This window comes from Stenotrophomonas nitritireducens (assembly GCF_050984405.1).
GTDB lineage: Bacteria > Pseudomonadota > Gammaproteobacteria > Xanthomonadales > Xanthomonadaceae > Stenotrophomonas > Stenotrophomonas nitritireducens_B.
The window spans coordinates 2,803,980-2,817,432 of record NZ_CP158790.1 but is presented as its reverse complement, the minus strand read 5'-3'; the positions used below and the strand labels follow the sequence as shown (position 1 = coordinate 2,817,432).

The 13,453-nt window shown below is 68.5% G+C and carries 12 protein-coding genes and 1 pseudogene; 12 read left to right on the top strand and 1 reads right to left on the bottom strand.

Annotated elements, in window-relative coordinates; translation table 11 throughout:
* Positions 1–4 precede the first annotated feature (4 nt).
* Entirely contained in the window at positions 5–655 is a 651-nt protein-coding gene (locus tag ABTV91_RS12515) for a TetR/AcrR family transcriptional regulator (protein ID WP_433851737.1), read from the bottom strand.
* A 210-nt stretch (positions 656–865) separates the two neighbouring features.
* Between ABTV91_RS12515 and ndk the strand changes: the two genes are divergently transcribed.
* From ndk to ABTV91_RS12455, 12 genes and pseudogenes are all read left to right on the top strand, one after another.
* Positions 866–1,291 carry a nucleoside-diphosphate kinase gene (ndk, locus tag ABTV91_RS12510; protein ID WP_005409295.1) on the top strand — a complete coding sequence of 142 codons (426 nt, stop codon included), beginning with the start codon at positions 866–868 and terminating at the stop codon, positions 1,289–1,291.
* Between the two features lie 22 nt (positions 1,292–1,313).
* Positions 1,314–2,531 (top strand): 23S rRNA (adenine(2503)-C(2))-methyltransferase RlmN, encoded by a 1,218-nt coding sequence (rlmN, locus tag ABTV91_RS12505; protein WP_433851736.1) that lies wholly within the window; start codon positions 1,314–1,316, stop codon positions 2,529–2,531.
* Positions 2,497–3,315, top strand: a complete 819-nt coding sequence (gene pilW / locus ABTV91_RS12500) for a type IV pilus biogenesis/stability protein PilW (protein WP_433851735.1) — start codon at positions 2,497–2,499, stop codon at positions 3,313–3,315. The genes rlmN and pilW overlap by 35 nt, the downstream gene beginning before the upstream one ends.
* Positions 3,316–3,321: 6 nt before the next feature.
* Entirely contained in the window at positions 3,322–4,188 is an 867-nt protein-coding gene (locus ABTV91_RS12495; RefSeq protein ID WP_433851734.1) for a helix-turn-helix domain-containing protein, read from the top strand.
* Positions 4,189–4,246: 58 nt separating this feature from the next.
* On the top strand, positions 4,247–4,888 hold the full coding sequence (locus ABTV91_RS12490; protein ID WP_433851733.1) for a YfgM family protein: 642 nt from the start codon (positions 4,247–4,249) through the stop codon (positions 4,886–4,888).
* Positions 4,888–6,084 carry an outer membrane protein assembly factor BamB gene (gene bamB, locus ABTV91_RS12485; protein WP_433851732.1) on the top strand — a complete coding sequence of 399 codons (1,197 nt, stop codon included), beginning with the start codon at positions 4,888–4,890 and terminating at the stop codon, positions 6,082–6,084. The genes ABTV91_RS12490 and bamB overlap by 1 nt, the downstream gene beginning before the upstream one ends.
* Positions 6,085–6,096: 12 nt before the next feature.
* The gene (der, locus tag ABTV91_RS12480) at positions 6,097–7,497 is read left to right on the top strand and encodes a ribosome biogenesis GTPase Der (RefSeq protein ID WP_433851731.1); all 1,401 of its coding nucleotides are present in this window, start codon (positions 6,097–6,099) and stop codon (positions 7,495–7,497) included.
* Between the two features lie 99 nt (positions 7,498–7,596).
* Positions 7,597–8,741, top strand: a pseudogene (gene moeB / locus ABTV91_RS12475) (molybdopterin-synthase adenylyltransferase MoeB).
* A gap of 81 nt (positions 8,742–8,822) precedes the next feature.
* Positions 8,823–9,707, top strand: a complete 885-nt coding sequence (gene folD, locus ABTV91_RS12470) for a bifunctional methylenetetrahydrofolate dehydrogenase/methenyltetrahydrofolate cyclohydrolase FolD (RefSeq protein ID WP_433851730.1) — start codon at positions 8,823–8,825, stop codon at positions 9,705–9,707.
* Positions 9,708–9,857: 150 nt separating this feature from the next.
* Positions 9,858–11,315, top strand: a complete 1,458-nt coding sequence (guaB, locus tag ABTV91_RS12465) for an IMP dehydrogenase (RefSeq protein WP_433851729.1) — start codon at positions 9,858–9,860, stop codon at positions 11,313–11,315.
* A 109-nt stretch (positions 11,316–11,424) separates the two neighbouring features.
* Complete coding sequence (guaA, locus tag ABTV91_RS12460) at positions 11,425–12,990, top strand: glutamine-hydrolyzing GMP synthase (RefSeq protein WP_433851728.1); 1,566 nt, start codon at positions 11,425–11,427, stop codon at positions 12,988–12,990.
* A gap of 187 nt (positions 12,991–13,177) precedes the next feature.
* On the top strand, positions 13,178–13,333 hold the full coding sequence (locus ABTV91_RS12455; RefSeq protein WP_433851727.1) for a hypothetical protein: 156 nt from the start codon (positions 13,178–13,180) through the stop codon (positions 13,331–13,333).
* Positions 13,334–13,453 lie beyond the last annotated feature (120 nt).

Genomic DNA, 13,453 nt, shown 5'->3' with positions numbered 1-13,453 from the left:
GGAATCAGGGGGAGGAGGGCGGGGCGGCGTGCGCACTGGCACGGAACCCGGCCTCGGCGAAATGGATCAGCTCGTAGGCGGCCTTGCTGCGATGGGCGGCCTCGCTCATGCCGTGCGGGCGCTTGATCAGGCCGAAATCGGCCATCGCGTAGGTCAGCGCGCCGGCCAGGAAGTCCAGCCGCCAGTACAGCTCTTCCTTGCTCAGGCCGGGCACGCAGGCGCCGATGGCCTTGCCGAACTCGCGCAGCACGTGGCCGTAGTGATCGGACAGGAACTTGCGCAGGTTGTCGTTCTTCTCGGCATAAGCGCGGGCGATCACCCGCACGAAGGCGCCGCCGCTCTGGCGGTCCTGGGCCATCGCCAGCGCCGGTTCGACGAACGCTGCCAGCACCGCGCGCAGGTCGCCCGGCCGGGCGGCGCGGGCCTGCTCCAGCTGGTCGAGCCGGGCGGCGGTCATCTCGTCCATGCGCCGGCGGAAGACCTCGTTGACCAGGTTTTCCTTGGAGCCGAAGTGGTAGTTGACCGCGGCGATGTTGACGTCGGCGTGGCTGGTCACCTGCCGCAGCGAGGTGCCGGCGAAGCCGTACTGCGCGAACAGTTCCTCGGCCGCGCCGAGGATGCGGTCCTTGGTGGAGAAGCTGGCGGGTTTGCCCATGGCGATGGAATCAATCAAACGATTGTTTGGATGCTACGCCCGGCGGCCGGTCCGGGTCATGCTGCCATGCAGCATCATTCATCTGCCGCTGTGCAAAGGCCTCGGCCAACCGTTAGAATTGGCCACCGCAATTCAGGCTAAGCCCGCGTCCGCACGCGGGTTTTTTCATGTACCCTCGGGCCGACCGGCCCAAAAACCCGGAGAATTCCCATGGCGCTGGAGCGCACCCTTTCCATCATCAAGCCCGATGCCGTCGCCAAGAACGTGATCGGCGAGATCTACGCACGCTTCGAGAAGGCCGGCCTGAAGGTCGTGGCCGCCAAGTACAAGCAGCTGTCGCGCCGCGAAGCCGAAGGCTTCTACGCCGTGCACCGCGAGCGTCCGTTCTTCAACGCGCTGGTCGAGTTCATGATCTCCGGCCCGGTGATGATCCAGGCGCTGGAAGGCGAGAACGCCGTGCTGGCCCATCGCGACCTGCTGGGCGCCACCAACCCGAAGGAAGCCGCGCCGGGCACCATCCGCGCCGATTTCGCCGAGTCCATCGACGCCAACGCCGCCCACGGTTCGGATTCGGTCGAGAACGCCGCGATCGAAATCGCCTACTTCTTCGCCGCCACCGAAGTGGTTTCGCGCTGAGTAGCAGTCAAAGGTTGAAGCCGTGAACGAGGTCGTACAGTCCCCCGCCATCCAGCCGCTGCCGAAAACCGCGGCGGCCGCTGGCAAGCAGAACCTGCTCGACCTCGATCGCGCGGGCCTGGAAACATTCTTCGTCGAGACCCTCGGCGAGCAGAAGTTCCGCGCCCACCAGGTGATGAAGTGGATCCACCACCGCTACGTCACCGATTTCGACCAGATGACCGACCTCGGCAAGTCGCTGCGCGCCAAGCTGCAGCAGCATGCCGAGGTCGTCGTCCCCAACGTCGTGTTCGACAAGCCCTCCGCCGACGGCACCCACAAGTGGCTGCTGGCGATGGGCGTGGATGGCAGGAACGCCATCGAAACCGTCTACATTCCCGACAAGACCCGCGGCACGCTGTGCGTGTCCTCGCAGGTCGGCTGCGGCCTGAACTGCACCTTCTGTTCGACCGCCACCCAGGGCTTCAACCGCAACCTGACCACCGCCGAGATCATCGGCCAGGTGTGGGTGGCGGCGCGCCACCTGGGCAACGTGCCGCACCAGATGCGCCGCCTCACCAACGTGGTGATGATGGGCATGGGCGAGCCGCTGATGAATTTCGACAACGTCGTGCGTGCGATGAGCATCATGCGCGACGACCTGGGCTACGGCCTGGCCAACAAGCGCGTGACCCTGTCCACCTCCGGCCTGGTGCCGCAGATCGACCGGCTCTCGGTCGAAAGCGACGTGTCGCTGGCGGTGTCGCTGCACGCGCCCAACGACGAGCTGCGCGAAACGCTGGTGCCGCTCAACAAGAAGTACCCCATCGCCGAGCTGATGGCTTCGTGCGCGCGCTATCTGCGCGGCAACAAGAAGCGCGATTCGGTGACCTTCGAATACACGCTGATGAAGGGCATCAACGACCAGCCCGAGCACGCCCGCCAGCTGGCGCGGCTGATGCGCCAGTTCGACAACGCGGTGCAGGCCAAGGATTCGGGCAAGGTCAACCTGATTCCGTTCAATCCGTTCCCCGGTACCCGCTACGAGCGTTCGGACGAGGAGCAGATCCGCGCCTTCCAGAAGATCCTGCTCGACGCGCAGGTGCTGACCATGGTGCGGCGTACCCGCGGCGACGATATCGACGCGGCATGCGGCCAGCTCAAGGGGCAGGTGATGGACCGCACCCGCCGCCAGGCCGAGTTCAACCGCCTGCTGCAGGCCCAGGATGCGCTCCAGGCGCAACGGGACACGCTTGCCTGAGCGCCTGCCCGTCGTGGTGCTGGCCGCGCTGCTGCTTGCCGGCTGCGGGCATGGCGTCAAGGCGACCAAGGTGCGGTGGGACGAGCAGGCGTCGCAGCAGGTGGACGTGCGCGACGACCGGCAGGCGCGCAGGCACCAGCGCTACCAGGAGATAGTGCGGCTGGCCGGGGACCGCTATGGCCGCGGCCAGCTGGATGCGGCCTTCGGCTATGCGCGCTCGGCGCGGAAGCTGGATCCGGCCAACCCGGCGGCCTACACGCTGCAGGCGGTGATCGAAGGGCGGCGCGGCAGGCAGGAGGCTGCGGGCGAGCTTTACCGCCGGGCCGCGGAGTTGGCGCCCGGACAGGGCGACGTACTGAACAACTACGGCGCCTGGCTCTGCGCCAATGGCCATCCGGCCGAAGCGCTGGTCTGGTTCGACCGCGCCCTGGCCGATGCCGGTTACGGGGCCAGGGCCGATGCGCTGGCCAACGCCGGCGGTTGTGCGCTGGATGCCGGCCAGCGCGAGCGGGCCGGCCAGGACCTGCGGCAGGCGCTGGAGCTGGCGCCGGACAACGTCTACGCGCTGGAGTCGATGGCGCGCAGCGAGTTCCTGCAGGGGCGGTATTTCGAGGCGCGGGCCTTCTACCAGCGGCGCCTTGCGGCTGCGCCGGCCACGCTTTCCGTGTTACAACTTGCCATTCAGATTGAAGAACGGCTGGGCGACAGGAGTGCCGTCAGCCGATACCAGCAGCGGTTGCGCGAGGAATTTCCTGCAGGCGCGACCTCGAATTCCCAGGGCTGATGCATTGTGAGCAATGATCCGGGTATGAACGCTTTAGAGGGGGCGGTGGGCTGCGGGGAGCGGCTTCGCCAGGCGCGTGAAGCGGCCGGTCTGTCGCTGGCGGACGTCGCCGGACGGCTGCACATGCCGGTGCAGGTGGTCGCCGCGCTGGAAGAAGAACGATGGGAGCGGCTCGGCGCGCCGGTGTTCGTGCGCGGGCAGCTGCGCAGCTATGCGCGCCTGCTCGGCGTGGATCTGGGCGAACTCCTGCAGCAGGCGCGGATCGCGCCGGTCGAACCGCCCAAGCTGGTCAGCCATACGCATACGCCGCGCGTGCGCCGGATGGCCGAAAGCCTCGGCCGCCGGGCGGTCTACGTGGTGATCACCGCGGTGCTGGCGGTCCCGGTCTGGTATGCGTTCCAGAGCAAGTTCGGCGACGCGCCGCCCAGCACCGCCTCGCTGGACGTGGTGCCGGACGCGGCGTCGGCGTCGGTGGCCGCCGCGCAGCGCGCGGCCGCGCCGGCGGACGAATCCGCGGCCCGGCCGGCGACCGAACGCGCGCCCTACATCGCATCGATGGCGCCGCTCGCGCGGCAGGCCGCCGAACCGCAGGCGACCTTGGCAACTTCGGACATGACCCTGGATTTCCGCGGCGACAGCTGGGTGGAAGTCTCGGCCCCGGACGGCTCCATCGTCGAGAAGGCGCTGATCCGCGCCGGCGAGAAGCGCAGTTACGCGGCCGGTCAGGTGGCGCGCATGAAAGTAGGCAACGCCTCGGAGGTCGACTTCCAGCAGGGTGGTGGAAGCGTCGATCTGGCGCCGTATACGAGCGGTAATAATGTGGCCCGCTTTACGGTATCCTCTGACGGCTCCGTGGCGCCGGTTTCGCACTGAAACAAGCGCAGATCAAAACAACAAGGCTCCCCCGGCAGGATTGGAGCGAGAGTTACGCATGGCGATTGACGACCTGCTCGACGAGCATGAACAAGGCGAACGCGTCCGCACCTGGCTGCGCCAGAACGGCGCTGGAATCATTGGCGGGGTAATCCTCGCGCTGGCCGTGATCGGCGGCTGGAAGTGGTGGCAGAACGAGCAGGTAGGCAAGCTGGCCCAGGCCAACAGCCGCTATGACGCCGTCTCCCGCAGCCTGCAGTCCAAGAACCTGGACGAGGCGGTCAAGGAAGTGGCGGCGCTGGAAGGCAGCAAGGCCGGCATCTACGCCGACCTGGCCGCGCTGGAACTGGCCAAGGCCCAGGTCGAGGCGGGCAGGAACGAGGACGCGATCAAGACCCTGCGCGGGTTGAAGGTCGAAGGCGAGTTCAAGACCCTGATCGACCAGCGCATCGCCCGGCTGCTGATCGAGACCGGCAAGCCCGCCGACGCGCTGGCGCTGCTCGGCAACGCCGACGACAGTGCGGGCCTGGAAATCCGTGGCGACGCGCTGGTGGCGCAGGACAAGCGCGAACAGGCGCGCGACCTGTACACCCAGTCGCTGGGCAAGCTCGACGTGGCCGCTCCGCAGCGCCGCCTGCTGGAAATCAAGCTGATGGACGCCGGCGGTACCGTCGCCGATCCCGCGGCGGAGAAGATCTGATGAAGCTCAAGCATGTTGCGGGCATCGCGCTGGTCGCGGTGGCGCTGAGTGGTTGCTCGACGGTGAAGGGCTGGTTCGCCGGCAAGGACGCCGAGGCCAAGAAGGCGCTGGAACCGGCCGAGCTGGTCAAGTTCGAACCCACGATCAAGGTCGACAGGATCTGGTCGGCCAACGTCGGCAAGGGCGAAGGCCGTATCGGCGTCCGCCAGGCGCCGGCCGTGGCCGATGGCCGCGTCTACGCGGCGGCGGTGGAAGGCGGCGTGCATGCGCTCGACCTGCAGAGCGGCAAGCAGGTCTGGGAATACGAGCCGGCCAAGGAAAAGAAGAAGCCCCGGCTGCGCCTGTCCGGCGGCCCCGGCGCGGGCGAGGGGCTGGTCGTGATCGGCACCCTGGATGGCCAGGTGATCGCGCTCGACGCGGCCGACGGCAGCGAGAAGTGGCGCGCGCGCGTGCCCGGCGAGGTGATCGCCGCGCCGGCGATCGCGCAGGGCCTGGTGTTCGTGCGCAGCAACGATGGCCGCACCACGGCGCTGGATGCCGCCAGCGGCGAGCGCCGCTGGTTCAATTCGCAGGAACTGCCGCCGCTGACCGTACGCGGCAACGCACCGGTGGTGGCGGGTCCGGGCGTGCTGTTCATCGGCAACGACGACGGCACGCTGGCCGCGCTGGCGATGCAGGATGGCCGTCCGCTGTGGGAACAGATGGTCGGTACGCCGGAAGGCCGCACCGAGCTGGAGCGCATGGCCGACGTGGACGGCGCGCCGGTGCTGGAAGGCAACACGTTGTACGTGACCAGCTTCAAGAACCAGACCATGGCCATCGAAGGCCCGAGCGGTCGTCCGCTGTGGTCGCGCGACCATGGCGGCGGCGGTGGCCTGGCGGTGTCTTCGGGCAACGTCGTGGTGACCGACGGCAAGGGCACCGTGTTCGGCCTGGACAAGACCTCCGGCTCGGCGATGTGGTCGCAGCAGGCGCTGGCCCGGCGCTCGGTGACCGGCCCGGCGATCCAGGGCGATTACGTCGTGGTCGCCGACTACAAGGGATACCTGCACTGGCTGCAGATGGGCGATGGCGCCCTGGCGGCCCGTGAGAAGAGCGGGGGCGACCGGGTGGTCGCGCAACCCATCGTCGCCGACGGCGTCCTGCTGGTGCAGAACGTGGACGGCAAGCTGACCGCCTGGCGGTTGGCGAATTAAGGAGTCCAAGCGATGCTGCCTTTGGTCGCCCTGGTTGGACGGCCGAATGTCGGCAAGTCGACCATCTTCAATGCCCTGACGCGCACGCGCGACGCCCTGGTCCACGACCAGCCCGGCGTCACCCGCGACCGCAACTACGGCGTGTGCCGGCTCGACGAGGACAGCCCGTTCCTGATCGTCGATACCGGCGGCATCGCCGAAGAGGAAGAAGGGCTGGCCGGCGCCACCGCGCGCCAGGCCCGCGCCGCCGCCGCCGAGGCGGACCTGATCCTGTTCGTGGTCGATGCGCGCGACGGCACCTCGGCGCTGGACGACGAGATCCTGTCCTGGCTGCGCAAGCTGTCGCGTCCGACCCTGCTGCTGATCAACAAGATCGACGGCACCGACGAGGATGCGGTGCGCTCGGAATTCGCGCGCTACGGCTTCGGCGAGATGCTCACCGTATCGGCCGCGCACCGCCAGGGGCTGGACGACCTGCTCGCGGAGATCGTCGAGCGCCTGCCGGAAGAAGGCACGACCGAAACCCTGGACGACGATCCGGCGCGCGTGCGCATCGCCTTCGTCGGCCGCCCCAACGTGGGCAAGTCCACCCTGGTGAACCGCCTGCTGGGCGAGGAGCGCATGATCGCCTCCGACGTGCCCGGCACCACCCGTGACTCGATTTCGGTGGACCTGGAGCGTGACGGGCGCCTGTACCGCCTGATCGATACCGCCGGCCTGCGCCGCAAGTCGCGCGTGGACGAGGTCGTCGAGAAATTCTCGGTGGTCAAGACGCTGCGCTCGATCGAGGAGTGCCAGGTCGCCGTGCTGATGCTCGATGCCAGCGAAGGCGTCACCGACCAGGACGCCAGCGTGCTGGGCGCCGTGCTCGATGCCGGCCGCGCGCTGGTGATCGCGATCAACAAGTGGGACGGGCTCACCGACTACCAGCGCGAGCAGGCCGAAACCCTGCTGTCGCTCAAGCTCGGCTTCGTGCCGTGGGCCGAGGTGGTGCGCATTTCCGCCAAGCACGGCTCGGGCCTGCGCGAGCTGTTCCGCGCGGTGCATCGCGCGCACGCTTCGGCCACGCACGAATTCAGCACCAGCGAAGTGAACAAGGCGCTGGAAATCGCCTACGAGAGCAACCCGCCGCCGAGCATCCGCGGCCACGTCTCCAAGCTGCGCTATGTGCATCCGGGCGGCACCAACCCGCCGACCTTCATCGTGCACGGCACGCGCCTGAAGGAGCTGCCGGATTCGTACAAGCGCTACCTGGAGAACTTCTTCCGCAAGCGCTTCAAGCTGGTGGGCACGCCGGTGACCTTCCTGTTCCGCGAGGGCGCCAACCCCTACGAGGGCAAGAAGAACGTGTTGACCGAGCGCCAGATCAAGGCCAAGCGGCGCCTGATGAAACACGTCAAAGGCAGGAAGTGATCACGCAGGGGCGGCCGCAAGGCCGTCCTCTTCGTCTGTGCCCTGCCGATGGCGGGATGCATCCCGGCGCGAGGGGAAGGCATGGCCGATAATCCGGCCATGAGCATGCGCGAACTGACTCCGGAACAGGCCCGTGCCCGCCAGCTGGCCGGCGCGGCGATGATCGACGTGCGCGAGGCGCACGAACGCGCCGGCGGCATGGCCGAAGGCGCGCGGGGCGGGGCGTGGCCAAGGGCGAACTGCTGGCCGATCCGCCGGCCTTCCTGCCGTTGCCGGAGCAGGAGATCGTCCTGCTCTGCCAGAGCGGCCGGCGTTCGGCCGAGGCGGCCGCGGCGCTGCTGGCCGCCGGCTACACCGACGTGGCCTCGGTCGTGGGCGGAACGGAGGCGTGGCGGGCGGCGGGCCTGCCGCTGGTGCGGCCCGAGCTCGACCCCGGCGAGCGCGACTTCCAGGAGCGTTATTCGCGGCATCTGCTGCTGCCGCAGGTGGGCGAGGCCGGGCAGCGGCGCCTGCAGCGTGCGCGCGTGCTGGTCGTGGGCGCCGGCGGACTGGGCGCGCCGGCGGCGTTCTACCTGGCCGCGGCCGGGGTAGGGCGCCTGCGCATCGTCGACGACGATGCGGTGGAACGCAGCAACCTGCACCGGCAGATCATCCACACCGAAGCGGCGATCGGCACGGCCAAGGTCGAGTCGGCGCGCGCGCGCCTGCTCGCGCTGAATCCGCATATCGAGGTGGAGGCGGTCGCGCAGCGGGTGACGTCGGCCAACGTCGATGCGTTGATGGACGGCGTGGACGTGGTGCTGGACGGCTCGGACAACTTCCCGCTGCGCTACCTGCTCAACGACGCCTGCATCAAGCATGCGCGGCCGCTGGTGCATGCGGCGATCGAGCGTTTCGACGGCCAGGTGAGCGTATTCGATGCCGGCCGCCGGCGCGGTCAGGCACCCTGCTACCGCTGCCTGTTCCCCGAGCCGCCGCCGCCGGAGTTCGCGCCCAACTGCGCCGAGGCGGGTGTGCTCGGCGTGCTGCCGGGGCTGGCCGGGGTGATGCAGGCCACCGAGGTGCTCAAGCTGCTGCTGGATATCGGCCAGCCGCTGGCCGGGCGCCTGCTGCGCTTCGACGCGCTGGCCATGCGCTTCCGCGAGACGCGCGTGCATCCGGATCCCGATTGCCCGGTCTGCGCGCCGGGCCGCACGTTCCCGGGCTACATCGACTACGCCGCGTTCTGCAGCCATCGTGCCTGATCGCGGCCCCCGGGCGCGCCGCGGGATGTCGCGCCGCGCCGAATCGGGGACAATAGCCGGCCCGTTCCCGCCCCCACGCCCATGACCCTGCCTGCCGACGCCTCCGCGGCCACCTCCCGCATCCTCGACGGCCGCCGCATCGCCGAAGAACTGCTCGACGACCTGAAGCTGCGCGTGGACGCGCGCCTGGCGGCCGGGCGCGCGCGGCCGGGGCTGGCGGTGGTGCTGGTCGGCGGCGACCCGGCCTCGGCGGTGTACGTGCGCAACAAGCGCCGCGCCGCGGAAAAGGTCGGCATCGAGGCGTTCGACTACGACCTGCCCGAGGGCACCAGCGAAGCGCAGCTGCTGGAGCTGATCGACCGGCTCAACGCCGACCCGAAGATCCACGGCATCCTGATCCAGCTGCCGCTGCCGGGCATTCCCGACGCCAACCGGCTGATCCAGCGCATCGACCCGCGCAAGGATGTGGACGGCTTCCACCCGCAGAACGTGGGGCACCTGGCGCTGCGCGAATTCGGCCTGCGCCCGTGCACGCCGCGCGGCATCATCACCCTGCTGTCGCATACCGACCAGCCGGTGCGTGGCCGCAACGCCACCATCGTCGGGGTCAGCAACCATGTCGGCCGGCCGATGGGGCTGGAACTGCTGATCGCCGGCTGCACCGTCACCAGCTGCCACAAGTTCACCCCGCGCGACGAACTGGAACGGGCGGTGCGCAATGCCGACATCCTGGTAGTGGCGGTGGGCATCCCGCAGCTGGTCCCGGGCGAGTGGGTCAAGCCGGGCGCAGTGGTGATCGACGTCGGCATCAACCGCCTGGACGATGGCCGCCTGGTCGGCGACGTCGGCTTCGAGGCGGCATCGCGCAATGCCAGCTGGATCACCCCGGTGCCGGGCGGCGTCGGCCCGATGACGGTGGCCACGCTGATGCAGAACACCATCGAGGCGGCCGAAGCGGCCGGCTGAGCGGCCCGGGTGGCGCCGGCCGGTGGCCGGCACGCCTTCCAGAGCCCCTGAACGGCGCGCGCCGGCGCGACACTGCGTCGCACCGGCCCCCTGCCATCGGCGCCCGAACAAGGGTAAAATGACGCGCTTCCCCACATCTCGGGTATGCCGATGCTGCGCATCCAGGCTGAAGCACTGACCTACGACGACGTCTCGCTCGTCCCCGCCCACTCCATCGTCCTGCCGCAGGATGTCGACCTCGGCACGCGGCTGACCCGCGGGCTGCGGCTGAAGCTGCCGATCGTCTCGGCGGCCATGGATACCGTCACCGAATCGCGCCTGGCCATCGCCATGGCCCAGCTCGGCGGCATCGGCATCATCCACAAGAACCTGCCGCTGGAGCAGCAGGCGGCCGAAGTGGCCAGGGTCAAGAAGTTCGAGTCCGGCGTGATCCGCGACCCGATCACGGTCGGCCCGGAAACCACCATCCGCGACGTGCTGGCGCTGACCCGCTCGCACAACATCTCCGGCGTGCCGGTGGTGGGCAGCGACGGCCTGCTGGCCGGCATCGTCACCCACCGCGACATGCGCTTCGAGACCGAGCTGGACGACCCGGTCCGCCACATCATGACCAAGAAGGACCGCCTGGTCACGGTGAAGGAAGGCGCGGCCTCGGACGAGGTGCTGTCGCTGCTGCACAAGAACCGCATCGAGAAGGTGCTGGTGGTCAACGACGCGTTCGAACTGCGCGGCCTGATCACCGTCAAGGACATCCAGAAGAAGACCGACAACCCGAACGCGGCCAAGGACGCGGCCACGCGCCTGCTGGTCGGCGCGGCGGTGGGCGTCGGCGGCGATACCGATCGCCGCGTCGAGGCGCTGGTCGCCGCCGGCGTGGACGTGCTGGTGGTCGATACCGCCCACGGCCATTCGCAGGGCGTGCTGGACCGCGTGAGCTGGGTGAAGAAACACTTCCCGCACGTGCAGGTCGTCGGCGGCAACATCTGCACCGGCGAAGCCGCGCTGGCGCTGCTGGACTGCGGCGCGGACGCGGTCAAGGTCGGCATCGGCCCGGGCTCGATCTGCACCACGCGCGTGGTCGCCGGCGTCGGCGTGCCGCAGGTCACCGCGATCGACTTGGTGGCCGAGGCGCTGCAGGACCGCATCCCGCTGATCGCCGATGGCGGCATCCGCTATTCCGGCGACATCGGCAAGGCGCTGGCCGCCGGCGCGTCGACGGTGATGATCGGCGGCCTGCTGGCCGGTACCGAGGAATCGCCGGGCGAGACCGAACTGTTCCAGGGGCGTTCCTACAAGAGCTACCGCGGCATGGGTTCGCTGGCGGCGATGGAGAAGGGCTCCAAGGACCGCTACTTCCAGGACGCGGCCACGGCCGACAAGCTGGTGCCCGAAGGCATCGAAGGCCGCGTGCCGTACCGCGGCCCGGTCGGCGGCATCATCCACCAGCTGGTCGGCGGCCTGCGCGCGACCATGGGCTATGTCGGCTGCGCCACCATCGAGGACATGCGCAGCAAGCCGAAGTTCGTGAAGATCAGCGGCGCCGGCCAGCGCGAGAGCCACGTCCACGACGTGCAGATCACCAAGGAACCGCCGAACTACCGCGCCTGACGCGGAACGAGCGAAGAGGAACGAGGACCGCTGTCCCGTTCCTCTTTCTCTATACGCCGCCCGCATCGCATTGCCCCGTTTCCCGACTCATCGATTCGTTCCAGGCCCCATGACCAACATCCACAACGACAAGATCCTCATCCTCGATTTCGGCGCCCAGTACACCCAGCTGATCGCGCGCCGCATCCGCGAGTTCGGCGTGTATTGCGAAATCTGGGCGTGGGACCACGATCCGGCCGAGATCGCCGCGTTCGGCGCCAAGGGCATCATCCTGTCCGGCGGTCCCGAGTCGACGACCGAGGTGGGCGCGCCCGCCGCGCCGCAGGAAGTGTTCGACAGCGGCCTGCCGCTGCTGGGCATCTGCTACGGCCTGCAGACCATGGCCAAGCAGCTGGGTGGCGGCACCGAGGCGGCCGACCAGCGCGAGTTCGGCCATGCCGAAGTGAAGCTGCTGGGCAACGACGGCCTGCTGGGCGGCCTGTCCGACCACAACGGCGAGCCGCGCCTGGACGTGTGGATGAGCCATGGCGACCACGTCACCCACGTGCCGCCGGGTTTCGCCATCACCGCGGTGACCGACCGCATCCCGGTGGCGGCGATGGCCAACGAGGAAAAGCGCTGGTACGGCGTGCAGTTCCACCCCGAAGTGACCCACACCAAGCAGGGCTCGGCGCTGCTCAAGCGTTTCGTCACCGAAATCTGCGGCTGCGCCACGCTGTGGACCGCGGCCAACATCATCGACGACCAGATCGCCCGCGTGCGCGAGCAGGTTGGCGGCGATGAGGTGATCCTGGGCCTGTCCGGCGGCGTCGATTCGTCGGTGGTGGCCGCGCTGCTGCACAAGGCCATCGGCCGGCAGCTGACCTGCGTGTTCGTCGATACCGGCCTGCTGCGCTTCCAGGAAGGCGACCAGGTCATGCAGATGATGGCCGAGAACATGGGCGTGAAGGTGGTGCGCGTGAACGCCGCCGACCGTTACTTCAAGGCGCTGGAAGGCGTCAGCGACCCGGAAGCCAAGCGCAAGATCATCGGCAACCTGTTCGTGGAGATCTTCGACGAGGAGTCGAACAAGCTCAGCAATGCCAAGTGGCTGGCGCAGGGCACGATCTACCCGGACGTGATCGAGTCGGCCGGCAGCAAGACCGGCAAGGCGCACGTCATCAAGAGCCATCACAACGTGGGTGGCCTGCCGGAAGACATGAAGCTCAAGCTGGTCGAGCCGCTGCGCGAGCTGTTCAAGGACGAAGTGCGCCGCCTCGGCGTCGAACTCGGCCTGCCGCGCGCCATGGTCTACCGCCATCCGTTCCCCGGCCCGGGCCTGGGCGTGCGCATCCTGGGCGAAGTGAAGCGCGAGTACGCCGAACTGCTGGCCAGGGCCGACGCCATCTTCATCGAGGAACTGCGCGCGGCCGACCTGTACGACAGGACCTCGCAGGCCTTCGCGGTGTTCCTGCCGGTGAAGTCGGTGGGCGTGGTCGGCGACGCGCGCGCCTACGAATGGGTGATCGCGCTGCGCGCGGTGGAGACCATCGACTTCATGACCGCGCACTGGGCGCACCTGCCGTACGACTTCCTCGGCCGCGTGTCCAACCGCATCATCAACGAACTGCGCGGCGTCTCGCGCGTGGTCTACGACATCTCCGGCAAGCCGCCGGCGACGATCGAGTGGGAGTGAGGGGGCGTCCTTCTAGGATTGCCGCCAGCTATCGAAAAACTTCCGCAACGCGAGGCTTCCGACTAGGACGGGATGGAGTGATGGTATGGCCCAGCGGTACCGTCACTTTTCCGCACGACTACGATTCAATGGTCCCCGCGATGCATTGAACCTCGGGCAGTACGGCCTTGACGGTATTTAGCTGGCCATGGCGCGCGAACTGCTGCTCGATGCGCAGGAGTGTTCTCAATTCGCCGCAGCGCTCCATTTCATAGATCGCCGTTTCTGCCAAGGGGACGATCTGCCGCAGTTCCTGTCGTTGAATGGTGCGACGGAAGGGGAGGGGCTGCGCTTCGGAGGTTGATGTAGCGTCTCGTAGGCTTCCGTCACGGGCAGTGGGGAGACTGGTCGGCGTCGATGCCCACTGCGCTGGATGCTGTTTGTCATGGCGTGGCTTTTCCGTCGATGGCGCCCGCAACCGGGA

Bases quoted from the DNA above. Each gene is read 5' to 3' on its own strand.
- ABTV91_RS12515 (WP_433851737.1), bottom strand. From the start codon at position 655: ATGGGCAAACCCGCCAGCTTCTCCACCAAGGACCGCATCCTCGGCGCG.
- ndk (WP_005409295.1), top strand. From the start codon at position 866: ATGGCGCTGGAGCGCACCCTTTCCATCATCAAGCCCGATGCCGTCGCC.
- pilW (WP_433851735.1), top strand. From the start codon at position 2,497: ATGCGCTCCAGGCGCAACGGGACACGCTTGCCTGAGCGCCTGCCCGTC.
- ABTV91_RS12490 (WP_433851733.1), top strand. From the start codon at position 4,247: ATGGCGATTGACGACCTGCTCGACGAGCATGAACAAGGCGAACGCGTC.
- bamB (WP_433851732.1), top strand. From the start codon at position 4,888: ATGAAGCTCAAGCATGTTGCGGGCATCGCGCTGGTCGCGGTGGCGCTG.
- der (WP_433851731.1), top strand. From the start codon at position 6,097: ATGCTGCCTTTGGTCGCCCTGGTTGGACGGCCGAATGTCGGCAAGTCG.
- folD (WP_433851730.1), top strand. From the start codon at position 8,823: ATGACCCTGCCTGCCGACGCCTCCGCGGCCACCTCCCGCATCCTCGAC.
- guaB (WP_433851729.1), top strand. From the start codon at position 9,858: ATGCTGCGCATCCAGGCTGAAGCACTGACCTACGACGACGTCTCGCTC.
- guaA (WP_433851728.1), top strand. From the start codon at position 11,425: ATGACCAACATCCACAACGACAAGATCCTCATCCTCGATTTCGGCGCC.
- ABTV91_RS12455 (WP_433851727.1), top strand. From the start codon at position 13,178: ATGGCGCGCGAACTGCTGCTCGATGCGCAGGAGTGTTCTCAATTCGCC.